Below are 22,548 nucleotides of genomic sequence, written 5' to 3' on the forward strand. Positions count from 1 at the left end.
ATCTTCGAATCGAGATGAAGATTATTTTTCAGGATATTAAAGAAGCTTTAACCATTGAACATCAAAGGCATAGACAAAATAGTAGATGATACACATAACATCAGTACCTACCATAAAATCCCTATTTTAGATGGTCTGGAGTTGTTAAATGCTAAAAAACACACCATTGATTTTCCCTTTCACACGCACAATAATTTTAATATTACGCTGATTTTAAATCAGACTTTTTATACAAAACTCAACGATAAATTTTTACAGGCACCGATCGGTACAATTTCAATCACCAACCCAAACGAAGTACATGCAACTCCCTGCGATAGTAAGCTAGGCAATTCTTTTTTTACGTTTTACGTTGCTCCAGACGTACTTAAAACCTTAAACAAGGGCCATGATGTTTTTTTTGAGGATAAAATCATTTATGATCATGATCTGGTTGACCGCTTACACTATTTGGCAGAACACTTTAACCATCCAGCGCTTAATCTCGAAAAAGCGTTACTATCTGTTTTAGAAAAACTGGTTGCCCGTTATGCCTCCAGTATGTATTTTAGTGATCAGAAAACGGTATTGTTTAAGGATTTTATCAGCGAAAACCTTTCAGAAAAATTTTCATTAACAGATACCGCAAAACGCTTCGGATTGGATAAATACAAATTTTTGCATTTATTTAAACACGAGACTGGTTTAACGCCAAATAATTACATCCTTTTACAGCGGATAGAAAATTGCAAAAAGTTACTCACTAAAGAAACAGATTTGATGGAGGTTGCCATTAAAACGGGTTTTTATGATGTGGCACACCTATCAAGGCATTTCAAAAGATTTACCGGTGTAACACCCTCTGAATATAAAAGGGCCTAACCCGATTGCAATATCGTACAACAGATCCCGGCATGTAAGCTTTATTTTTGCTATCATATCTCACAAAAAATGAAAAAAGATAGCTTTATCACCCTAATTATTTTATTTTTCAGTCTCACAGTACAGGCGCAAGTAGTTCAACACCTCATTCCGATCAAAATAGATAGAACGACTACCGATTTAAATATCAAGCAGGGCGAAGAAACTTCATTTAGTTTCCAGTTAAAAAAAGATCTTTACTACTCAATCACTGTTGAACAGAAAGGAATAGATGTCACAGTAGGATTAAAAGACCACAAGGGGAAAACTATACAAAACGTAGATTCGCCAAATGGCCGGTTCGGTAGTGAAAAAATCGTCTTCTCGCCGGATACTACAGACTATTTTATCCTTACGGTTAAACCGTTATCGGAAAGTACCAATTCAAAAGAGGGGCAATACTCGGTTGTGGTACAAAGTCCGCCAAAAAAATTAAAAAAGATCAGCTATAAAGCCCTACAACAGGATTTTGATATCCTGAAAAATGCTTTCATTGAAACACACATTGGCTTGTGGTACAATACATACGCGCAATTTGATAGCCTATGCAATGTGCAGAAAGGCAAGATAAAAGATCAGATGAATGCTTTGGATTTTTATCAGGTCGTTGCGTCAGTGGTTACCTACACCAAAGAAGGCCATTGTGCAATCCAGCCTTCCGAAGAAACAAATAATTACATCAGGCAACATGGTCGGTACTTCCCTTTCCTAGTAAAAATTCTGGATAAAAAAGTTTATATCCTGAACGATCTGAACAATTACAAAACCAAAGGAATGTTAATTTCTAAGATTAATGGCAATAGCATTGAAAGTATTCTGGAGAAGTTTTTAACTATTGAACCGGCGGATGGTTACAATACCACAAGCAAATACCGCTGGGTAGAAACAGCGTTCTCTAAATATTACCTGCGTTTTTTCGAACAGCATCCTAATATTTTCGATATCGAACTGATTAATCCAACAACCAACGATAAGATTCATTATAATGGAATACCGGCATTAAGTTTTAAACAATATGGAAAATTTGTATCAAAAGAAACAAAATCTATCCCAAATTACAGCTATAAAGAACCGGCTGGATTGAAGATCGACACGCTGAACAGCACGGCAACACTAACGGTGAATACATTTTCCACCAACAGTTACACGGGTGGCAGACAGGGTTTTAAAGAATTTTTAGCCAAGGGTTTTCAGAACATTGCCGAACGTAAAATAAAACACCTGATTATTGATGTCAGGAAAAATGAAGGTGGTGCGCAGGCCATGGAAGATCATTTGATGTCGTACCTGGTCGACAAAGAATATCCAAAATACCAATATGCTGAAATTCCGTCCTTTACCTATTCTTTTTTAGATTATACCGATTACCGGAATAAAGAATCGCAGGATGATTTTGAAAAAGAGTTAAAAGCCGAATTTTATCGCAGTACCGACGGGCGTTACCTGGATCTTCCCGGAAAATATAAAAGCGATACACCCCAAACCAACCGTTTCAAAGGCGATTTGTATATACTCATCAGCGGTTTATCTTTTTCCGGAGGATCAGAATTTGCTGCTTTAGCAAAAAATTATACGAACGCACGTTTTATAGGTGAAGAAACAGGCGGAGGTTATTATGGCAATACCAGTGGTTTTTTCATCAATTATACCTTACCCAACTCCAAATTAACCGGCCGGATCCCACTCATTAAATTTGTTGTTAAAGAAAAACAAAACAATATTCCATTTGGTCGCGGTGTAATGCCCGATAACGAAGTGCAGCCAAAAATTGAAGAGTACTTAAGCGGATATGATACAGAAATGGAATTTGTAAAAAACCTGATCAAAAACAAATAACCCTTACCTGACATGGTTTTTAGGTTAATTAGCCTAATTTAGGCTTCTAAACATTTGTTATGAAAGCCATTTCCATTCCCTTAAAAATAATAAACTTACAAGACGATGGCTTCCACCTTTTAGTGGAAGTTATTGTTTTTAAGGAAAAACACCTCGCCGTTTTAGATACCGGCGCCTCACGTAGTGTTTTCGATAAATCATTGATCGAAAAACATATATCAGAAACACTTCAGGTTTCCGATGAAATTAATGCTGCTACACTTTTTACCACCACCACTACCATACAGGCTACCCTTCCTCAATTAAAAATCGGTACCTTAAAGATCAATAATTATGAAACAGTAGCTTTTGATCTGCAGTCGGTAAGCGAAACTTACCAGCAGTTTGGTCACCCGCCTATTATGGGGATTATTGGCGGAGATATCTTAATGCAGTACAAGGCTGTGATTAATTACCACAAAATGATGCTGAGGCTTTATAGATAAAGATAATTTTTCTTTATGACACCGATCATTTTTAACAAAGCCATTTTAAGTGATATTTGACCTTAATGAAGAAGTTAATCGCAATCTTTTGTGTTATTTTTTGGGCCGGATTAATTGCTGGAATTAGCTTTTTGGAAGCCCCGCTAAAATTTCAGGCGCCAGGAATTACCATCCCGCTTGGTTTAGGTATCGGGCAGTTGGTTTTTCAGGCACTCAATAAAATAGAGGTTATATTACTTATTGCTATTTTAGCCTGCTCCCTGCCGGCACCGTTAAAAAACATCAGCAGTATCTTACTTTTTTCGGTTACCATCCTGTTGATGATCGATACTTTTTGGTTATTGCCACTACTTGATGAAAGGGCAAAACTGGTTTTGGCTGGTCATGCCCCGGTAAGAAGTTACCATCATATCTTATATATCATTGCCGACACCATTAAATTCCTGATATTGATTACACTGGGTTTCTCAAATTTAAAATCATTAAACCATGAAAAAGGATATTGATAATAGAGCAGATATTATCGTTTTAGTGGATACTTTTTACGAAAATGTTGCGATCAATCCGCGTATAGGCCCGATATTTACCGATGTTGCCAGAGTGGATTGGACACACCACCTACCTAAAATGTACGATTTTTGGGAAAGTATCCTTTTCGGCAAAGCCATTTATAAGGGAAATCCGATGCTAAGCCATTTTGCACTGAATAAACAAACGCCATTGCAGCAGGAACAATTTGAGATATGGAAAAATCTCTTTTTCAAAAACGTAGACGATTTGTTTACGGGACCTAATGCAGAACTGATTAAACAGAAAGCCCAATCTATTGCTGATTTAATGCACTTTAAAATCAATGCCCCCTTATCGAAGATCAAAATTGTTTAGTTCAATCCGCTTTGATTTCAATTGCTTTCTTTATAAATTTAGTTAACCAAACTAAATTTATGTTATGAAATTTCTCAAAATCTTTTTAGGCATTATCGCCGTACTGGCAGTAATCATTATTGGAGGTAGTTTCTTTCTTCCAAAGAGCTATTCCGTTAATCGAACTATAACCATTCTTGCTCCAGACAGTATTATTTATAAAAACATTGCCGATTATCATGAGTTTTACAGGTGGAACGCCTGGTCTAAAATGGATCCAAAAGCGAAGATTACCATTACCGGTACAGCTGCTCAGCCGGGTCACCTTTACCAATGGAATGGTGAAAAAAGTGGTACCGGACAAATGCTGATCAATAAAGCAGAAGCAAATAAAATGGTCGATATGGAATTAAAATTCATCAAACCCATGGAAAGCATAGCAAACACCCGCTTTGACATCGAAAAAGCTGAAAATGGAAATAAAGTAACGTGGACCATGAGTGGAGATAGCAAAGGCATCATCAACAAATGGTTTTGCTTGTTTATGGATAAAATGATCGGTAAAGATTTTGAAGATGGATTGAAATCCCTGAAAGAGAAATCAGAGAAGTAGATTTAATTGCATTGTCATTCTGAGAGATAATTTATTGTTTAAAATCAATATAAAATGGCCGTTTTTTTTGCCAAATGGTGGGCTGTTAGCGTCCGTCATTGGGAGAAGGATTTTTCAGCTGACGAAGCAATCTTACAACGATCGCTACCAGCGGGTGTATTAAGATTGTTTCGTGCCGCAATGACAACCCTTTTTTGTTTAAATCTGTCAATGATAAAGAAGTTGAAGACCCTATTGTGATTCAAAGATCTCTTCATTCCGCTTTGCTATAGTCGAGGACGTGCACCCTGTAAACTTTGCATTCTCTGTGCCTTAACTTCATGATCTTTGTGCTTAAAAAAGCAAGTCATATTTCTAGGCTCTTGGAAAGAGCCTTTTTTATTCTTTGAATGTACCAACCAAACAATTATCCCAGCTTTGGGTTAAAAAAGTATCAAAAGTGGTCTAACCATCAATTAATATTTTGTAATTTCCTGTTTTTTAGATTACTTTTCCATCAAATGAATTTATTACTTGTAGAAGATGAACCAAGTGTTGTATCTGTAATTTCGAGGGGTTTAACAGACGAGGGATTCACCGTAAGTATTTCTCCTGATGGCTTAATCGGGAAACAGATGGCTTTGGATAATCAGTTTGATCTGATTATCCTTGATATTATGCTACCTGGAATAAATGGCTTGGAACTCTGCAAAATCATTAAAGAGCAAAAACCCAATACGCCCATTATCATGCTTACAGCCTTAGGTACTACCGAAAATGTGGTAAACGGACTGGATAATGGCGCAGATGATTATTTGATCAAACCATTTAAATTTGCTGAACTTTTCGCGAGGATCAGAATGCTGCTGAGGCGATACCATGGCGTGGTTTCGCAAGATCAGATTATTGCTGTAGGCGACCTGCAGATTAATTTAAGCGCAAAAACCGTAAAGCGAAACCAACAGGAAATCATTCTTACGGCAACAGAGTATCGGCTACTGGAGTATATGGCTAAAAACAAATCCAAAATTTTATCCCGGATAGATATTTTGGAAAACGTCTGGGATATCGATTTTAACCTGGGCACCAATGTAGTTGATGTTTATGTTAATTATCTTCGTAAAAAAATAGATAAGAATGCTGATCAAAAGCTGATCCATACTGCGGTAGGTTTAGGTTATATATTGAAAGAAAAATAGATGGAGATCGCCAAGAAAATCACTTTACTTTTTGCCATTTTATCGGCAGTTATTATTACCTTATTAAGTGGTTTTGTTTGGTATTTTTCTAACGAATTTGCCTTTGAAGATTTTTACAAACGCTTGGAAGCAAGGGTTAATATTGCTGCCCAGATTAAACTTTACAAAGACGACAACAATAAGGTTTATGCTAAAATGCGCAACAGATACCTGGAGCGGTTGCCTTCTGAAAAGGAATATATCATTGAAGCAGGAAAACCAGCCAATAAACTGGATCGCGAATTACCAGCTAGTTTTTATAACCGGATAAATGCAGGTTACGTAGCCCGCTATCGCACGGAAAACCACTTTTATGCCGGCAAATATTTTAAAAATCCGAATGGAAGATATATTGTTATTGTTTCTGCAAATGATCCTGTCGGTTTCCGCGAGTTAAAAGACCTGCAAAGAATATTAATTATTGGCTTTTTTCTTTCGGTCATATTATCATTTGTGGTAGGCTGGAAATTTTCCAATTACATGTTGATGCCCCTGCGAAATATCATTAAAAGTGTAAAAAGGATAAAGGCCGAAAATTTGCACCTAAGGCTGGATGTTAAAAAAGGTAATGATGAAATGTCGCAACTGGCGCAAACCTTTAATAATATGCTTAACCGTTTGGAAACGGCTTTTGAAACACAGAACAACTTTATCAGCAATGCCTCACATGAGCTGAGAACACCCTTAACCATCATTAGCGGAGAGGTTGAGCTGGCCATGAAAAACATTGCAGATGCGGACAAACAGGAAAAGGCATTATCAAAAATCAAGAATGAAGCAGAACGGCTGGAGCATATTTTAACCAGTTTATTAGGCCTGGCACAATCGGGTTTCAACGGAAAAAACCAGCCCTGGGAAGAAATACGAATGGATGAATTGTTATGGGAAATTAAAGATTCGGTAAACCAGGTTCATCCGAACAGTAAAATAGAAATCGATTTTAGTAAACTTCCAGATGATGATGAATTGCTTTCGTTGCGGGTAAATAAAAACCTGATGAAACTGGCCATCAGTAATATTGTAAATAATGCCTGCAAATATTCTAATGAGAAATTGGTAAGCATTAGTATAGAAAGTAACGTCAATATGCTTTCGATCTCGGTAACCGATCGGGGTATCGGCATCCCACAAACCGATATCCAGCATATATTTGAGCCTTTCTACCGGGCATCAAACACCAATGATTTTAAAGGTTATGGGGTTGGTTTGCCACTTTCATTAAATATTATCCGTTTGCACAGGGGCAGTATTGCCATCAAATCGCAGGAAGGAGTTGGTACTGAAATTAAAGTATTGTTACCTGTATCAGGTTGATTGTTTACATCGTTTAAACTGGTTAATTGTAAATCGGCCTTAATAATTATCAACTACATAATAATTCGTCAAGTACTTTAAACTATGCTTTCGACTTCTGCACAGATGAACTAATGCCTAACGCGCTAATTAGCTATTCTAAAAAGGAGTGCATTCTAATCTCGTTTTAATCTCGCTCTTATTTCGCTATAATAATATGCGGTTAAACTTGTATAAATAATATTTTAATTCATTTAAACAAGATAAAGAGATGAAAACAGTATTAATTCCAACCGACTTCAAAGTAGAAAGTATAAAAATTATTGATGCACTTGTTCAACATCAAAAAAACGAAATATTAAACATCATTTTCGTACATGCTTTTAAATTGTCTGATTCCATAACTGATATGTTAATGTTGAGTCGCCGCAGCCGCGATTATGAAAACGTCAGCGACGAATTTTATCAGCAAATCAATCAGGCCAAGGCAAAATATCCTACTCAGATCAACACCATTGGGATTGAATATTTCTACGGAAGTACAGTAGCGGCTTTTAAAAATTTCATCGAAGCTTTTGATGTAAAATGCATTGCCTACTTAAAGGGATACAATTTTACGCCAATCAATAAATATAGCATCGACCCCAAAATACTGACAGAACGGGCAGGATGTGAAGTAATTTTACTAAATACTTTAACCGTTCATGCCAACGAAAATTTAATCGATACGAAAATACACGAAACGCAGCTGCAGGAAGCAAATTCTTAGTTACCAACCATTAAACTTTATACTATGCTATTACGAAATAATATTCCGCTCACTTATATATTCGGAAAGATCAAAAAAGAGCTTCTGTTTGTTATCGGTTACTCTATAGGTATTGTGATATTATATGAGAACCTTCATGTTACCCGTATTTCCATTCCTGTTGCAGTACCTGCTTTATTAGGAACAATCATTTCGCTTTTATTGGCATTTCGTTCTAACCAGGCTTATGACAGGTGGTGGGAAGCTAGGATTCTTTGGGGTGCAATAGTTAATGATTCGAGAACCTTGTCGCGCCAGATCTTGTCGTTCGTTGAAAATCCCTATGAAATAGACGAAATTGAGGAATTTAAGGCAAGCTTTGTAAAACGGCAAATTGCCTGGTGTTATGCCTTAAGTCAGGCATTGAGAGGTTTTAATCCTCGAAAAGGTTTAGAAGAATACCTTTCGGTTGAAGAATTTGAATTCATCAAGAAACGCAAAAATGTAACGGCCAGCATTTTAGAGTTGCATGCCATGGCTTTAAAAAGAGCACTGCAGGAAGGCTGGATCAATAAATATCAACAGATAGAAATAGACAAAACCATAACCGGTTTATGTAACCATATGGGCGGATCGGAAAGAATTAAAAACACCGTTTTCCCGGTTACTTATAGCAAGTATATCAACATGTCTATCCATTTATTCATAGTCTTGTTGCCTTTCGGATTGCTGGAATACTTTGGTTACATGGAAGTTCCATTAGTGGTGGCCATTGCTGCCTTCTTTTTGCTGGTTGAAAAAATGGCTGTTCATCTTCAGGATCCTTTTGAGAATAAACCTACAGATACACCAACTACTACCATCTGTAGAACCATTGAACGAGATCTTTGCCAGATGTTGGATGATAATAAAATTTATGAGGATAAACCTCAAACCGAATTGGCCCAGGTGGGATCATATTACATTTTGTAAATCACCCCAGGAAGCCTAAAATAAATCTCTTTGCTGAGATGGTTAGTTAAGCGCAATGGTTTTTCTTTGGATAAAGCATGGCCATTTGCGATAGTTGTATAATACAAAAGCCATTCATTTTTTTTGAATGGCTTTGTTTTTTGGGCTGTAATCAAACATTATCTGACACCCCTTATTGATAAGAAAATTTGCTTAAGCTGATATCATTTTACAGTACTATACCTCCAACGTCAGTTGAAACAACTGACGCCACCGATAACCCCGCTAAGAAAAGAACCCTCCCAAGTTTTGACTTGTAGAGGGTTTGTATACTAAATTCCCCTGAGGGGATCTAAGGATTAAGCATCAATTTTTGCATATTTCGCATTACGCTCAATAAAATCCCTGCGTGGTGCAACTTCATCACCCATTAACATCGAGAAAGTATGATCGCATTCCGCTGCACTTTCGATGGTAGCCTGCATTAAGGTACGTGTAGCAGGATTTAGGGTGGTATCCCAAAGTTGCTCAGCGTTCATTTCACCCAAACCTTTATAACGTTGTATATGCACGCTATCTTCTTTACCTGCACCTTTTAAACGCTGTACAGCGGCATCGCGTTGTACATCATTCCAGCAATATTCAAAATCTTTACCTTTTTTAACCTGATAAAGTGGTGGAGATGCAATGTAAACATATCCGGCCTCAATCAAGGCACGCATATAACGATAGAAGAACGTTAAAATCAACGTGGTAATGTGCGACCCGTCGATATCAGCATCCGTCATGATTACAATTTTATGATAACGGAGTTTGGTTAAATTTAAAGCTTTATTATCCTCTGGTGTACCGATACTTACCCCAATAGCGGTAAACATATTTTTGATCTCGTCGTTTTCATAGATCTTATGCTCCATTGCTTTCTCCACATTCAGAATCTTACCTTTTAAAGGTAAAATCGCTTGAATATTACGATCACGACCTTGTTTAGCAGTACCACCCGCAGAATCTCCCTCAACCAGGAAAATTTCGCATCTTTCGGGATCACTATCTGAGCAATCGGCTAATTTACCCGGTAAGCCCGAACCGCCCATTACGCTTTTACGTTGCACCATTTCCCGTGCTTTACGGGCTGCAGCACGTGCAGTAGCCGCTAAGATTACCTTATTGATAATCATTTTAGCTTCCTTAGGGTTTTCTTCCAGATAATTACCTAAAGCCTCTCCTACCGCAACATCAACCGATCCCATCACTTCACTGTTTCCGAGTTTGGTTTTGGTCTGTCCTTCAAATTGTGGCTCCTGTACTTTTACCGAAACTACTGCAGTTAAACCTTCCCTAAAGTCATCACCGGTGATTTCCATTTTTACGTTCTTTAATAAACCTTCCTTATCAGCATAGGTTTTTAAAGTACGGGTTAATCCCCTTCGGAAACCGGCAATATGCGTACCGCCTTCGTGGGTATTGATGTTGTTTACGTAAGAGTGAACATTTTCTGCATAACTGTCATTATACTGGAATGCCAGCTCAACAGGAACACCATTTTTAATTCCTTCGATATAGATAGGCTCGGCCAGAATAGAAGTACGGGTATCATCCAAAAAAGCTACAAACTCTTTTAAACCACCCTCTGAATGGAAAGTTTCAGAAAAATAAGAACCATCATCCAGTTTCTCACGTTCATCAGTTAACGTTAATTTAATCCCTTTATTTAAGAAAGATAATTCACGCAAACGGCCAGCTAAAGTATCGTATTTGTATTCGGTAGTTTGGGTAAAAATGGTAGGATCAGGAGTGAATGTCACAATCGTACCACGTTTGTCTGTATTTCCGACTTCTTTAACATCATACTGCGGAACACCAATTTTATACTCTTGCATCCAGATTTTACCTTCGCGGTGTACTTCTGCTTTTAAATCTGTAGACAAGGCATTAACACAACTTACCCCTACCCCGTGCAAACCTCCGGATACTTTGTAGGTATCTTTATCAAATTTACCACCTGCGTGCAAAACCGTCATTACGATTTCAAGCGCCGATTTATTTTCTTTTTTATTAATTCCCGTCGGAATACCACGTCCGTTATCTTCAACCCTGATGGAGTTGCCTTCTAAAATGCGAACGTCAATGGTATCTGCATGACCGGCTAAAGCCTCATCAATAGAGTTATCTACAACCTCGTAAACCAAGTGATGCAAACCCTTTACACCAGTATCACCTATATACATCGAAGGGCGCTTACGCACCGCTTCCAAACCTTCTAAAACCTGTATATTATCTGCCGAATAATTTGACTTTAAATCCTGTTCTTCGCTCATATTTTAATTAAAAACAATAAGTATCAAAAATACGGAAATTTTGCCACTTAAACTAATATGTGGATAATTTTTGGGCTGTTAAGAGATTGATGCAAAAGCCTCTTTCATTGAGTTAACAGGGATTTGAAATGTAAATCATATATCACCAGCAGCGTTGTCTCTCTCCTTCTATTGATCCCGGTTTTACCCCCATTCCGTTTGGGCTTACAGCAGGTAAAGAACATTTAGTTTTTCTTTCGAGTATTATCCCCAATATCAGAAGCTTCATTTTGAGAAAAAACGTCCGGTTAGGGACGATTCGTAGGTAGTCAATAGTCAATTGGTGTTTTCTTTCCGTAGGATCGTTGCTATTGCCAATTTGCCAGGCGCCATACAACCCCAATAGCAGCACATTCTGCGCCACCTAAACCTGATGGAAGCGGGCATGCAATAAAGCGGACAGCAGGGCAAACAACCGCTTGAAACACAGGTATTGCTTTTCAAATCATTGCTATCTGGTTTGAGCGGCCGGCAAGGGGCTTAGCGACGAGTAAAATTAACGCTTTATGCTCCGCGCCAAACGCAAAACACCTTTCGATGACAATAGGCTTTTCTTTAAATTGCATATCAAAACTAATTTATATAAGTTTGCTAAAATTTATTAAACAAGAATGGAAAGAAGAACCTTTAAAACCTTTGGTTTACTTGCAACTGCAACTTTGATAACTGCTTTCTCTGCATGTCAGAACAAAGACACTAAAACTACTGAACCTAAAAAAACAGAGGGTACTACTGCACCGGTTTCTGCAACTGAGAAAATTGTGTTTGTAAACTCCGACTCGTTACTTACAAAATATGAATACTTCAAAGATCTTAAAGTAAAATTTGAAGGTAAAAGCAAAAGTGCTCAGGCAGATATCCAGGCAAAAGGTCAGGCTTTTCAAAGAGAGGTAGCACAATACCAGCAATCGGCACAAACCTTATCAGCCGATCAACGCAAAAGTACTGAAGAGCGTTTGGCACGTAAACAACAAGAACTTCAAACTTACCAACAAAACGCTGGTGGCGCTTTACAGAATGAGCAGGCTGCCGAAAATGAAAAACTTTACGATAAAGTAGCTGATTACCTGAAAGGTTATGCTAAAGAAAAAGGTTATAAAATGGTTTTAACGTACTCAAAAGGTAACAGTGCCATCTTATTTGCCGATGAAAGTTTAGATGTGACTTCAGAAGTAATAAAAGGCTTAAATGCAGAATACAGTAAAAAATAAACCAAAAGATATTGAAAACTGGATGCCCCGACAAAATCGGGGCATTTTTTTTGTGCTACATTGAAAATCAGCACCGAAGCCATTTACCCAAATAAAATAAATATGGAAAAACAACATCAGGAATACATGCAGATGGCCATCGACCTATCGGTACAAAATGTAAGCGAGTGCATTGGCGGACCATTTGGCGCGGTAGTGGTAAAAGATGGACAACTCATTGCTAAATCAGCCAATAAGGTTACTTTAACCAATGATCCAACCGCACACGCAGAGGTTTCGGCCATCAGACTGGCCTGTGCCGAATTAAATACCTTCGATTTAAGTGGATGTGTTATTTACACCAGCTGCGAGCCTTGTCCGATGTGCTTGGGGGCTATTTACTGGGCAAAAATTGATACCATATATTACGCAAATACCAAAGCAGATGCTGAGTATATCGGCTTTAGCGACAAATTCATTTATGATGAACTTGACAAACCAATGGAAAACAGAAGCCTGCCTGTAATCCAGTTGATGCGCGATGAAGCGTTGTCGGCATTTAAGCTATGGGAAACATCGCAGATGCGGATTAATTATTAAACTACGAAAGGTGCCGATCACTCAGCACCTTTGTTGTAAACTGACATTTATTTACCCGATTCTTTAGAAGCCAACAACCCCACCATAGCATCTATCTCTTTCACTACACCATCATCAGTTCCTGAGAAACCCACGGCTTTAAACCTGATATTACCATCGCCGTCTATCACAAATTTAGTAGGGATTCCATCCACCTTATAAGCACTTACAACATCGAATTTTGAGGGATCTTTAGCGTTTTTAGTATCGTAAAGCACATTAAAATTGTATTTCTTTTCAGCAATAAAATCGGTAACCACTTTCTCCCTGTTATCCTCATTTTGCCAGGTGTTTACAAACAGAAATACCACATTGGGGTTGGCTGAATATTTTGCCATGGCTTTTTGCATACCGGGAAAAGAAGCTACACATGGGCCACACCAGGTTGCCCAGTAATCCAAAATCACTATTTTACCTTTTAAGCTGGCTAGGCTAACCTTTTCACCTTTTAAATTCATCAGTGAAAATGCAGGTGCAGGGATATTAATCATTTTTTTGGTCCACTCCGCTCTTTCTTTTTCTAAAGCTGCTTTTTCCAGACTGGCGATATACGTTTCGTAAGTACCTTCTTTCTTTAAAGTGGTATAAAGCCTTTTAAAATCAGCTTTTAACGAATCGGTTGCTTTACCATCTTTGATGAGTTTTTCCGCCTCTGTATAGGCCTTATTGTTCTGCCCATCTTTAATCAGGTAGGTAACATAACGCTCGGAAACATCTGGCGGAACACTAGCATACATCGGTAAAGCTTTTTCCTGTGCAGCCAATGCTTCCTTAAATTTGCCCTGATGATAAAGCAATAACGCATAGGTATCGGCATACATGCCATAAGCACCATCTAAATATTTGAGATAATCTTCTTTAGTATTGTAATATTTTGGCAGCTCAACACTTCTTGATGCTTCTATCAGATCGAGCGATTGCCTGGAAAGCTTTAAGGCTAAATCTATATTTTCCTTTTTTTCAGCAGCTGGCCAGGCAAAATTATTATAAAGACTTGCCCTTGTCATTTTATCAGTTACTTTACCCGCATAATATTGAAACTTATCCAGATCTTTGGCTTTTACCGCGCTATTTGCCATCATGCCATAAACAGCATTTAGTTTGCCCACATCAGCCTTTTCGTTTTGATCGAGTTTAAATCCTGCGATCAGTTCTTCCGCTTTCTGTATTTGTACAGCAAAATCTTTTGTACCGTAAAGTATATTCATTTTATCATTCCAGGCATAATTCCCGGTTGGATATTTCTTGAGCACAATCCCTTTAACTGAATCGGCCTGTGTTTTTTTCTTTAGCAGCGAATACAGTCCGATAACAGTGCTTAAATCTTCTTCTTTAGGTTCTTTCAGTTTAGACAACGCCGAAATGTTCTCGTTGATGAGCTTTGTTCCCTTATCTTTATCTGCTTTATACTCGAGCGAAAGGTATTGCTGCAGGTTTTTCTTTTTCAACTCTGGCTTTAGCGCAAATGCCTGATTGTATAATAATAGTGCCTTTTCAGGATCAATGGTAAGTCCCAGATAATAATTTCCGGCTAATCCATATAAAAAGGCTTCGTTGAGATAAGCCTCAGCAGATACTTTCCCACCCTTGGTAAATTCAATGACGTAACCGGCGGGTGCTTCATCTTTCTGGTCGCCAACAGAAAAGGAAAGCCCAACCACAGTAACGCTATCCGGAGTTGAAATCTCCCCTTTGTAAACCATCCCTTCTTTTACCAGCTCAACTTTCCTGCTTTTTGGATTAGTTGTACTAAAAAAAGTATAACCGGTACATTTTACATCGGCCAGGTTTTCCAGGTTAGTTCCTTTTGGATCGTAGGTAAATTTAACGGTACTCCCTGCAGCTGGTTGAACAGCAGAAAATTTTACCCCCTGAGCATTAACCGCTCCCGCAGCCAACACCAGTAAAGAGAACAATTTTAAGGTTTTCATAATGAAAGGATTAGATTTTAATTAGGTAAACTAAATATATAGTTTATTCGCCGTTATTCCTAGTTATTTTTTGTTAAATTTTAAGGAATAATTATTGTATGAACATCATCATGACCTACGAACAAAAAATAAAGAATGAACTGGATTTCTGGAAGTTTAAAACTTTGCAACAACCTTCACTATTAAACAAGGTGACTGACAAAGTTCAAAAGAAAATAAACAGCTATATACCCGATAAGGTTCATGACGCCATAACCTCAGCCATAAAACAAATGGTTAAGGCGGTACTTTTTGGTTCTACCTTTACCACTTCGAAACCCGTTACCGATTTGACTTTGATGCACCGGGAGGCATTAATTAAGCAAAAGATCGAAAATTATAAAAAAACAGGTGCTGCAGAAGGTGGAATTACAGGTGCGGGTGGTTTTTTGATGAGCCTGGCTGATTTCCCGTTATTATTGGGCATCAAAATGAAAATGCTTTTCGATATAGCGGCAATTTACGGATATGATGTTAAAGATTACCGCGAACGTTTATATATTTTACACATCTTTCAGCTGGCCTTTTCAAGTAAAGAAGAAAGTCAGCATGTTTTCAGCAAAATGCTGGCTTGGGATGAACAAGCGCATTTATTGCCGACCAATATTGATGAATTTGACTGGCTCACTTTTCAGCAACAGTACCGTGATTACATCGATCTGGCTAAACTGGCCCAGATGCTCCCTTTTGTGGGTGCAGCAGTTGGCGCCATTGCCAATTATAAATTAATTGAGAAATTAGGTAAGACAGCCATGATGAGTTATAGAATGAGGTATTTCAGTTTGCAGTATGCAATTTCCAGTTCAGAAAAAACTGAAAACCGTAAACTGAAAACTGGAAACTAACTACTCTTCATCAAACATCCCATCCAATAAATCATCTGTTTCCCTTCTGTCTTTCTTAGTTGGACGTCCTGTTCCCCGATCGCGTTTAAGTGTTGGCGCATGAAAAGCTGATTTAAAAGCACGCGTTTCTTCTGGCGGAGTAAGATCTTTATATTTGGTTAAAGCGGTTGGCGAATCTGTTCTGTTATACGAGAGTTCAACCACCTCTATAATTTTTTTCTCAATGCCTTTTGAAACCTGGTAAACATCGCCAACTTTCACAATAGCCGAGGGTTTAATATTCTGCCCCTTGAGTTTCACCCTACCCGCTTTACAGGCATCGGTAGCCAGGCTCCTTGTTTTAAACAACCTGATTGCCCATAAATATTTATCTATCCGAAGTTTTTCTGTCTCTGTCATAAAAATACAAAAATACGTAATTAGGTTAACTGTATAAACTGGTTAATCGGTTAATTGTAGATACGGCTTTCAACAGTTAACCGATTGAAACAATTAACCGGTTAACCCAGGAACAAAACAATTTATACATTAAACCCTTTAATAAACAAAAATTGATTTATTTTGCGTAAAATTAAAAAACATCATGTATTCAGATTTAAAGAAATTAATTGAAGCCGCTTGGGAAGACAGAACACTTTTACAATATAGCAACTATTGCGAAGCCATTGAAACGGTAATTCAAGGTTTAGATAAGGGTGAAATCCGTGTAGCTGAACCAGTTTTAAACTCTTGGGGCATTAATGAATGGGTAAAAAAGGCAGTAATTTTATATTTCCCGATCCGCGAGATGAAGGAAATTAAAAGCGGTCCGTTTGTTTACCATGATAAAATGGAATTAAAAACCGATTACAAAACAACCGGTGTTCGTGTGGTGCCGATGGCAAGCGCCCGTTACGGTTCGTTTTTGGCAAAAGGTGTAATCATGATGCCATCGTATGTAAATATTGGCGCTTATGTTGACGAAGGTACCATGGTTGATACGTGGGCTACCGTGGGTTCTTGCGCACAAATTGGTAAACGTGTACATTTAAGTGGTGGTGTAGGTATTGGTGGTGTTTTAGAGCCTGTACAAGCTGCTCCGGTTATTATCGAAGATGATGCCTTTTTAGGCTCGAGGGCTATTGTTGTAGAAGGTGTTAAAGTAGAAAGAGAAGCCGTTCTTGGTGCCAATGTGGTTTTAACAGCATCAACCAAAATTATTGATGTTACCGGCCCAACCCCTGTTGAATATAAAGGTATTGTTCCGGCCCGTTCAGTGGTAATACCAGGAAGTTATACTAAAAAATTCCCTGCTGGCGAATTTCAGGTTCCCTGTGCTTTAATTATCGGTAAACGTAAAGAAAGTACAGATAAGAAAACTTCACTTAACGATGCGTTGAGAGAAAATAATGTAGCCGTTTAAAACGGTAAAAGGCGTAAGGTTTAGGGTGTAAGGTAACATCAGGACCTTACACCTTATGCCTCAAACCATAAACCTCTAATGAAAATAGGATACGACGGCAAGCGTGCTGCCAATAACTTAACCGGACTTGGTAATTACAGCCGTTCTTTAATTGAACATCTGGCGGATCAGTTTCCTGAACACGAGTATTTGGTTTATGCACCAAAAGTAAAATCCGCCAGACAGATCGATGCGTTTTTTGAAAAGGAAAACATCAAATTAAAGCTTCCTAAAAGCGGGCCTTTTTTATGGAGGACGTTAAATATTCTGAAAGATTTAACCCAAGACGAATGCCAGATTTTTCATGGTCTTAGTCATGAAATTCCATTGGCCATCCAGCACACCAGGATTAAATCCATCGTAACCATACATGATTTAATTTTTCTTCGCTTTCCACAGTATTATAAATTGATCGACCGGAAATTATACGAATGGAAAAGTAAATCTGCCTGCAAACGGGCCGATAAAATTATCGCAATCAGCGAAAAAACAAAAGAAGATATTATCAATCTGTACGGGATTAACCCTGAAAAGATTGAAGTAATTTACCAAAGCTGCGATGATAGTTTTAAAACAGCGTTTCCAAAAGAAAAATTAAGCAGGATTAAGACAACCTATAAACTACCAGATAAATATCTGCTGAATGTTGGCACCATTGAAGAGCGTAAAAATCTAAAACTGGTTGTCAAGGCTTTAAAAGAAGTTAATGAAGAATATAAATTGGTAGTGATAGGGAAACAAACTGCCTATTTTAACATCGTTGAGAAAGAAATAGAAAAGCTCGGTCTGAAAAACCGCGTATTATTTTTAAAAAACATTCCCTTTACCGACCTGCCTGGCATTTACCAAATGGCCAACGTTTTTGTTTACCCCTCTTTCTACGAAGGTTTTGGTATCCCCATCATCGAGGCTTTGTATTCGGCCGTTCCGGTAGTGGCAGCAACTGGATCATGTTTGAAAGAAGCGGGCGGGCCTGATAGTTTATATGTTTCGCCAAATGATGCAACAGGATTAGCAAAAGCCATTAATCAAATTATAGAAAATCCTCAACTTCAAAAAGAAATGAAAGAAAAGGGGTTGGAATTTGTTCAAAAATTCAATAGTTCTGTGGTTACACAGCAATTGATGAATTGTTATCTATCTCTTTAAAGGTTATCCCTTTATGCCAACATTTCCCTGGCATGGCGTGTAATGCGCCGTAATTTAGGTTAATTACAGAAATTTGTCTTTTATATTTGAAAAGCAATGATACTGCTACTATAAACGTTAGTCCTGCCAATGCTACAAGCCCTCATCCGATGAAGGATCGGATTCCGAGCTTTCCGCGAATGTCAGGTTTAAGTTGGAACTGACTGTACAAAGGCCAAAGGGCTGGAATTATTTAAAATTCAACAGCCCTCTTGTTATAGTTAATTCTACTGCTTATTTTGCAGTTACACCGTTCGATGGATATTGTGCTAAGATTTCTTTCACGCCAGTATACAAACGTTGTTCTCTTTTATTAAAGTTATCAAGGTTAAAACCTGATCCTTGTCCGTGCCAGAATAAAATCTTTTTGGCCGGATCCAGAAAATCGATAATAATGGTACCGTCAATATACTGGTTCACATAGGTACCGCCGCCCCAGAAAGGATTTCCCCAACCGCCGCGCCAGCCCCATCCCCAGCCACCGTAGTAACCCGGGCCATATACATCGGTTTTTTCGCGGGCAACCACTACAAGATTAACCAGCAGATCCGGACGATCCGATTTTGTAAAGCCTTTCGCATTCATTTCAGATTCAACTGCCGCCATCAACCTGCGCTTATCTAAATTGTTGAGCTTAATCCTGGCAATACCTTTATCGTAAAAATTGTAAGTTTTATAACCCCTTAAATCAACATCTTTATCATAATCTGATGCGGTGCGGAGTGTTGTACATCCTGCTAATGCCAATACCACTGTAAAAAGCATTAATAATTTTTGTGCTGTTTTCATTTTGTGCGTTTCTTGTATAAATAACCTGACATAAATATAACGATCTTGCGAACCAAATAAAATCATTTAACATTTTTTTACAATCAGATTTTTATCTATAAAACGATTTCTATTTGATTATGTTTTGACCTTATATCACTCAGACTAAATATTTTACAATTGGATTAAATGGATCAGATCAATAAATTGGAGGATATTGCGACAAGATTTGTTTAACAGCAAGATTTATCCTGTTTTCTCTATCGTTATAATCATCAAAATTAAAACCTGACCCTACCCCGTGCCACATAATTGCCTTGGTTTCCGGGTTCAAAAAATCAATGATAATAGACCCCGTTTGATATGGTTTGTTGCTGTTAAGCGGTCCGAATTGCGAATCTCTCCATTGATACGACAATGAGGCTACATCCCATTGATAACCACCTCCGCTGTAACCCCAATCTGCCCTCGCATTAATGCTGCTTAAAACTACTACATTAACCAAAAAATCCGGTCGGCCAGCTTTGCCAAACCCTCTTTTTGCCATAGTGGCTTCGATGGCATCTAACATCCTGGGCTTGTCCAGGTTGTTTAATTCTAAATTTTCAATGCCTTTTTCATAGTAAGCAAAGGATTTCAACTTCGAAAAATCGATCTTTTTGTCGTAATCTGATGCCGTAAGCACAGAAATACAACCGGTAAATGCCATTACAATAGTAAACAGCATACCCCATTTAAGTGTGTGTTTCATTTTATGTTTTATTTAATAACCTATTACTAAAATACGGGTTTATTGGCGTGAAATACCTCAATTCAGCTAAATAAACGATAAGAATATGTTACGATCATAAAATTACTTTATAAGAATGATGAGTGCCAGATAGAAACATATGAGGCCACAGGAAATCGCTGAATCATTAAGGATAAACATTCCTATTGTAAAATGTACTTCATTTAATAACCAGTGATTAAAAAATTGATTTATTTGCCAGCGCCTGACATTTAGTAGCATAAAGAATATATAATGCTAAAATTCTTTTATGAGGAGGTTACTTAACTTAAGCTTTATCGATTAACTTTGCAGAATGTTAAAAGATGAGATTAACAAAGCTTTAGAAGTATTAAAATCGGGCGGGGTGATCCTCTATCCTACCGATACCATTTGGGGAATAGGTTGCGATGCCACCAATCCGGAAGCGGTAGATAAAGTACTGAAAATAAAAAACCGGCCGGCCGAAAAGAGCTTAATCGTCTTATTGGATACTGACAGTAAACTGCAGAGTTATGTTGCCGAAATACCCGACGTGGCGTATGATCTGATCGAATATGCAGAAAACCCACTTACCGTCGTTTTTTCGAATGCCAAAAACTTAGCTAAAAATGTAATTAATGCAGATGGCAGCGTAGGCATCAGAATTGTTAAACACGATTTTTGCACCCCATTGATCCAGCGTTTTAGAAAACCTATAGTATCTACCTCTGCAAATTTAAGCGGGCAGCCTTCGCCTAAATTCTTCGATGACATTGATCCTGAAATTATCAATGCTGTTGATTATGTAGTAGATTTTGAACAGGAAAACCGGACCAGCAAAAAACCATCAACCATCATGAAACTTTCTCCAGGTGGACAGTTTGAGTTTATCAGGAAGTAAGCCTCAATAGTTTTTATTAATTTCGCATCATTAAGTAATTCGTCACCAGGTTATTTTTTAATAGATGCTGAAATAAATCCAATAGTTAGCTAGCGGATCAGCATGACGAAATCATTTTTATGCAGCAACACCTACAACATCCAATATTTAAAACCTTATCACAAATTGCCGATAAGCACCAAACCGAAGCATATGTAATCGGTGGCTTTGTTCGCGATTTATTTCTAGATCGCCCTTCAAAAGATATTGATGTGGTCGTTGTGGGCAGCGGAATAGCTTATGCTGAAGCTGTAGGTAGAAAACTGAACACCAAGGTGGCTGTTTTTAAAAATTTCGGTACGGCAAACATCAAATTTCAGGATTTAGAAATTGAGTTTGTGGGCGCCCGGAAAGAATCTTATCGTTCCGATTCGCGCAAACCTATTGTTGAAGATGGTACTTTAGCAGACGACCAGCTCCGCAGAGATTTCACCATCAATGCTTTGGCAATTAATTTAAATGCTGATCGTTTTGGTGAATTACTGGATCCCTTTGACGGCATTAAAGATCTCGAAAATAAGCTGATCCGTACACCACTCGACCCTGAAATAACCTTTTCTGATGATCCTTTGCGCATGATGCGGGCCATACGTTTCGCTTCACAACTTAATTTTGATATTGATCAGACTGCGCTTCATGCCATAAAAACACAAAAACAGCGCATCAGTATTGTATCAAAAGAGCGGATTACAGATGAGATGAATAAAATCATTCTTTCCAAAAAACCATCTGTAGGCTTTAAATATCTTTTCGATACCGGATTATTGCATATCATTTTCCCCCAGATGGCACAACTTCATGGCGTGGAAATTATTAAAGGAAAGGGGCATAAAGACAATTTCTATCATACACTTGAGGTATTAGATAACATATGCGCGGATACGGATGATTTATGGCTACGTTGGGCGGCTATTTTACATGATATTGCCAAACCGGCTACCAAACGTTTTGAAGAAGGCCACGGCTGGACATTCCACGGCCATGAAGACAGGGGTGCGCGCATGGTTCCGAAAATTTTCGCACAGCTTAAACTTCCTTTAAACGAAAAGATGAAGTATGTGCAAAAACTGGTGCAACTTCATTTACGCCCAATTGTGCTGGCACAGGAAACGGTTACAGATTCTGCTGTAAGGCGATTGCTTTTTGATGCAGGAGAAGAAATTGAAAGCCTGATGTTACTCTGCAATGCCGATGTGACCACCAAAAACGAATATAAGAAAACAAAATACCGAAACAACTTTGAACTGGTAAAGCAAAAGCTCAGGGATGTTGAAGAACGTGATAAAATCAGAAACTGGCAACCGCCAATCACCGGCAACGATATCATGGAAACTTTTGGCCTCGATGCAGGCAAAGAAGTCGGCTTGATCAAAAATGCCATTCGTGAGGCCATATTGGAAGGTGAGATTACAAATGATTATCAGGAAGCGTTTAACTTTATGCTTAATCAGGGAAAACAAATGGGAATATATCCTGTTAGTAAATAATTTGATTGCCGTAACAATCTAAATACGGTGTCTTTTAAGACACTCCATGCTTGCGGCAGTTATAA

General features: G+C 38.1%; 22 protein-coding genes. 17 read left to right on the forward strand and 5 right to left on the reverse strand.

Going from position 1 to position 22,548, the window contains the following annotated elements:
• Positions 1 to 54 precede the first annotated feature (54 nt).
• The 10 genes from ACIQXP_RS02820 to ACIQXP_RS02865 all read left to right on the forward strand — a co-directional run bounded on the left by ACIQXP_RS02820 (position 55) and on the right by ACIQXP_RS02865 (position 8,928).
• The gene (locus ACIQXP_RS02820; protein WP_387504103.1) at positions 55 to 861 is read left to right on the forward strand and encodes a helix-turn-helix domain-containing protein; all 807 of its coding nucleotides are present in this window, start codon (positions 55 to 57) and stop codon (positions 859 to 861) included.
• A gap of 69 nt (positions 862 to 930) precedes the next feature.
• On the forward strand, positions 931 to 2,736 hold the full coding sequence (locus ACIQXP_RS02825) for a S41 family peptidase (protein WP_387504102.1): 1,806 nt from the start codon (positions 931 to 933) through the stop codon (positions 2,734 to 2,736).
• Between the two features lie 59 nt (positions 2,737 to 2,795).
• Entirely contained in the window at positions 2,796 to 3,221 is a 426-nt protein-coding gene (locus ACIQXP_RS02830) for a retropepsin-like aspartic protease (RefSeq protein ID WP_293741711.1), read from the forward strand.
• Between the two features lie 65 nt (positions 3,222 to 3,286).
• Positions 3,287 to 3,727, forward strand: a complete 441-nt coding sequence (locus tag ACIQXP_RS02835; protein WP_293741712.1) for a hypothetical protein — start codon at positions 3,287 to 3,289, stop codon at positions 3,725 to 3,727.
• Positions 3,711 to 4,106, forward strand: coding sequence for a group III truncated hemoglobin (locus ACIQXP_RS02840; protein WP_293741713.1), 396 nt, complete (start codon positions 3,711 to 3,713; stop codon positions 4,104 to 4,106). The genes ACIQXP_RS02835 and ACIQXP_RS02840 overlap by 17 nt, the downstream gene beginning before the upstream one ends.
• Positions 4,107 to 4,170: 64 nt before the next feature.
• Positions 4,171 to 4,698: an SRPBCC family protein gene (locus ACIQXP_RS02845; protein WP_387504100.1), complete on the forward strand. Its 528-nt coding sequence runs from the start codon at positions 4,171 to 4,173 to the stop codon at positions 4,696 to 4,698.
• Positions 4,699 to 5,198: 500 nt separating this feature from the next.
• A complete protein-coding gene (locus ACIQXP_RS02850) occupies positions 5,199 to 5,876 on the forward strand; it encodes a response regulator transcription factor (protein ID WP_387504099.1) in 678 nt (225 codons plus the stop codon).
• Positions 5,877 to 7,229: a sensor histidine kinase gene (locus ACIQXP_RS02855; protein ID WP_293741716.1), complete on the forward strand. Its 1,353-nt coding sequence runs from the start codon at positions 5,877 to 5,879 to the stop codon at positions 7,227 to 7,229.
• Positions 7,230 to 7,479: 250 nt separating this feature from the next.
• On the forward strand, positions 7,480 to 7,977 hold the full coding sequence (locus ACIQXP_RS02860) for a hypothetical protein (RefSeq protein ID WP_293741717.1): 498 nt from the start codon (positions 7,480 to 7,482) through the stop codon (positions 7,975 to 7,977).
• A 24-nt stretch (positions 7,978 to 8,001) separates the two neighbouring features.
• The gene (locus tag ACIQXP_RS02865; RefSeq protein ID WP_293741718.1) at positions 8,002 to 8,928 is read left to right on the forward strand and encodes a bestrophin family protein; all 927 of its coding nucleotides are present in this window, start codon (positions 8,002 to 8,004) and stop codon (positions 8,926 to 8,928) included.
• Between the two features lie 338 nt (positions 8,929 to 9,266).
• Here the strand turns inward: ACIQXP_RS02865 and gyrB are convergent, their stop codons facing one another.
• The gene (gyrB, locus tag ACIQXP_RS02870) at positions 9,267 to 11,225 is read right to left on the reverse strand and encodes a DNA topoisomerase (ATP-hydrolyzing) subunit B (RefSeq protein ID WP_293741719.1); all 1,959 of its coding nucleotides are present in this window, start codon (positions 11,223 to 11,225) and stop codon (positions 9,267 to 9,269) included.
• Between the two features lie 650 nt (positions 11,226 to 11,875).
• Here gyrB and ACIQXP_RS02875 point away from each other — a divergent pair.
• Entirely contained in the window at positions 11,876 to 12,475 is a 600-nt protein-coding gene (locus ACIQXP_RS02875; protein WP_090982809.1) for an OmpH/Skp family outer membrane protein, read from the forward strand.
• Between the two features lie 102 nt (positions 12,476 to 12,577).
• Positions 12,578 to 13,054 (forward strand): nucleoside deaminase, encoded by a 477-nt coding sequence (locus tag ACIQXP_RS02880; protein ID WP_293741721.1) that lies wholly within the window; start codon positions 12,578 to 12,580, stop codon positions 13,052 to 13,054.
• A gap of 47 nt (positions 13,055 to 13,101) precedes the next feature.
• Here ACIQXP_RS02880 and ACIQXP_RS02885 read toward each other — a convergent pair whose 3' ends face one another.
• Positions 13,102 to 15,024 carry a redoxin domain-containing protein gene (locus ACIQXP_RS02885; RefSeq protein WP_387504098.1) on the reverse strand — a complete coding sequence of 641 codons (1,923 nt, stop codon included), beginning with the start codon at positions 15,022 to 15,024 and terminating at the stop codon, positions 13,102 to 13,104.
• Between the two features lie 98 nt (positions 15,025 to 15,122).
• Between ACIQXP_RS02885 and ACIQXP_RS02890 the strand changes: the two genes are divergently transcribed.
• On the forward strand, positions 15,123 to 15,908 hold the full coding sequence (locus tag ACIQXP_RS02890; protein ID WP_387504097.1) for an EcsC family protein: 786 nt from the start codon (positions 15,123 to 15,125) through the stop codon (positions 15,906 to 15,908).
• Here ACIQXP_RS02890 and ACIQXP_RS02895 read toward each other — a convergent pair whose 3' ends face one another.
• Positions 15,909 to 16,307: an RNA-binding S4 domain-containing protein gene (locus tag ACIQXP_RS02895; RefSeq protein ID WP_387504096.1), complete on the reverse strand. Its 399-nt coding sequence runs from the start codon at positions 16,305 to 16,307 to the stop codon at positions 15,909 to 15,911.
• A gap of 184 nt (positions 16,308 to 16,491) precedes the next feature.
• Here ACIQXP_RS02895 and ACIQXP_RS02900 point away from each other — a divergent pair, with 184 nt between their 5' ends.
• Positions 16,492 to 17,310, forward strand: coding sequence for a 2,3,4,5-tetrahydropyridine-2,6-dicarboxylate N-succinyltransferase (locus ACIQXP_RS02900; RefSeq protein ID WP_186462435.1), 819 nt, complete (start codon positions 16,492 to 16,494; stop codon positions 17,308 to 17,310).
• 78 nt (positions 17,311 to 17,388) lie between these two features.
• Positions 17,389 to 18,498: a glycosyltransferase family 4 protein gene (locus tag ACIQXP_RS02905; RefSeq protein WP_387504095.1), complete on the forward strand. Its 1,110-nt coding sequence runs from the start codon at positions 17,389 to 17,391 to the stop codon at positions 18,496 to 18,498.
• A 273-nt stretch (positions 18,499 to 18,771) separates the two neighbouring features.
• Here the strand turns inward: ACIQXP_RS02905 and ACIQXP_RS02910 are convergent, their stop codons facing one another.
• Both ACIQXP_RS02910 and ACIQXP_RS02915 read right to left on the reverse strand, forming a co-directional pair.
• Positions 18,772 to 19,326, reverse strand: a complete 555-nt coding sequence (locus tag ACIQXP_RS02910) for a DUF4136 domain-containing protein (protein ID WP_293741726.1) — start codon at positions 19,324 to 19,326, stop codon at positions 18,772 to 18,774.
• A 178-nt stretch (positions 19,327 to 19,504) separates the two neighbouring features.
• Positions 19,505 to 20,056 (reverse strand): DUF4136 domain-containing protein, encoded by a 552-nt coding sequence (locus ACIQXP_RS02915; protein ID WP_387504094.1) that lies wholly within the window; start codon positions 20,054 to 20,056, stop codon positions 19,505 to 19,507.
• 334 nt (positions 20,057 to 20,390) lie between these two features.
• Between ACIQXP_RS02915 and ACIQXP_RS02920 the strand changes: the two genes are divergently transcribed.
• Positions 20,391 to 20,957 (forward strand): L-threonylcarbamoyladenylate synthase, encoded by a 567-nt coding sequence (locus ACIQXP_RS02920; protein WP_293741728.1) that lies wholly within the window; start codon positions 20,391 to 20,393, stop codon positions 20,955 to 20,957.
• A gap of 119 nt (positions 20,958 to 21,076) precedes the next feature.
• The gene (locus ACIQXP_RS02925; protein WP_387504093.1) at positions 21,077 to 22,483 is read left to right on the forward strand and encodes a CCA tRNA nucleotidyltransferase; all 1,407 of its coding nucleotides are present in this window, start codon (positions 21,077 to 21,079) and stop codon (positions 22,481 to 22,483) included.
• Positions 22,484 to 22,548 lie beyond the last annotated feature (65 nt).

This window comes from Pedobacter suwonensis (assembly GCF_044762335.1).
GTDB lineage: Bacteria > Bacteroidota > Bacteroidia > Sphingobacteriales > Sphingobacteriaceae > Pedobacter.

What these genes read in the sequence shown, in the direction of transcription:
- ACIQXP_RS02835 (WP_293741712.1), top strand. Translation starts at nt 3,287, where the DNA reads ATGAAGAAGTTAATCGCAATCTTTTGTGTTATTTTTTGGGCCGGATTA.
- gyrB (WP_293741719.1), bottom strand. Translation starts at nt 11,225, where the DNA reads ATGAGCGAAGAACAGGATTTAAAGTCAAATTATTCGGCAGATAATATA.
- ACIQXP_RS02855 (WP_293741716.1), top strand. Translation starts at nt 5,877, where the DNA reads ATGGAGATCGCCAAGAAAATCACTTTACTTTTTGCCATTTTATCGGCA.
- ACIQXP_RS02895 (WP_387504096.1), bottom strand. Translation starts at nt 16,307, where the DNA reads ATGACAGAGACAGAAAAACTTCGGATAGATAAATATTTATGGGCAATC.
- ACIQXP_RS02825 (WP_387504102.1), top strand. Translation starts at nt 931, where the DNA reads ATGAAAAAAGATAGCTTTATCACCCTAATTATTTTATTTTTCAGTCTC.
- ACIQXP_RS02905 (WP_387504095.1), top strand. Translation starts at nt 17,389, where the DNA reads ATGAAAATAGGATACGACGGCAAGCGTGCTGCCAATAACTTAACCGGA.
- ACIQXP_RS02845 (WP_387504100.1), top strand. Translation starts at nt 4,171, where the DNA reads ATGAAATTTCTCAAAATCTTTTTAGGCATTATCGCCGTACTGGCAGTA.
- ACIQXP_RS02900 (WP_186462435.1), top strand. Translation starts at nt 16,492, where the DNA reads ATGTATTCAGATTTAAAGAAATTAATTGAAGCCGCTTGGGAAGACAGA.
- ACIQXP_RS02860 (WP_293741717.1), top strand. Translation starts at nt 7,480, where the DNA reads ATGAAAACAGTATTAATTCCAACCGACTTCAAAGTAGAAAGTATAAAA.
- ACIQXP_RS02880 (WP_293741721.1), top strand. Translation starts at nt 12,578, where the DNA reads ATGGAAAAACAACATCAGGAATACATGCAGATGGCCATCGACCTATCG.
- ACIQXP_RS02875 (WP_090982809.1), top strand. Translation starts at nt 11,876, where the DNA reads ATGGAAAGAAGAACCTTTAAAACCTTTGGTTTACTTGCAACTGCAACT.
- ACIQXP_RS02920 (WP_293741728.1), top strand. Translation starts at nt 20,391, where the DNA reads ATGTTAAAAGATGAGATTAACAAAGCTTTAGAAGTATTAAAATCGGGC.
- ACIQXP_RS02850 (WP_387504099.1), top strand. Translation starts at nt 5,199, where the DNA reads ATGAATTTATTACTTGTAGAAGATGAACCAAGTGTTGTATCTGTAATT.
- ACIQXP_RS02830 (WP_293741711.1), top strand. Translation starts at nt 2,796, where the DNA reads ATGAAAGCCATTTCCATTCCCTTAAAAATAATAAACTTACAAGACGAT.
- ACIQXP_RS02910 (WP_293741726.1), bottom strand. Translation starts at nt 19,326, where the DNA reads ATGAAAACAGCACAAAAATTATTAATGCTTTTTACAGTGGTATTGGCA.
- ACIQXP_RS02885 (WP_387504098.1), bottom strand. Translation starts at nt 15,024, where the DNA reads ATGAAAACCTTAAAATTGTTCTCTTTACTGGTGTTGGCTGCGGGAGCG.
- ACIQXP_RS02865 (WP_293741718.1), top strand. Translation starts at nt 8,002, where the DNA reads ATGCTATTACGAAATAATATTCCGCTCACTTATATATTCGGAAAGATC.
- ACIQXP_RS02915 (WP_387504094.1), bottom strand. Translation starts at nt 20,056, where the DNA reads ATGAAACACACACTTAAATGGGGTATGCTGTTTACTATTGTAATGGCA.
- ACIQXP_RS02925 (WP_387504093.1), top strand. Translation starts at nt 21,077, where the DNA reads ATGCAGCAACACCTACAACATCCAATATTTAAAACCTTATCACAAATT.
- ACIQXP_RS02890 (WP_387504097.1), top strand. Translation starts at nt 15,123, where the DNA reads ATGAACATCATCATGACCTACGAACAAAAAATAAAGAATGAACTGGAT.
- ACIQXP_RS02840 (WP_293741713.1), top strand. Translation starts at nt 3,711, where the DNA reads ATGAAAAAGGATATTGATAATAGAGCAGATATTATCGTTTTAGTGGAT.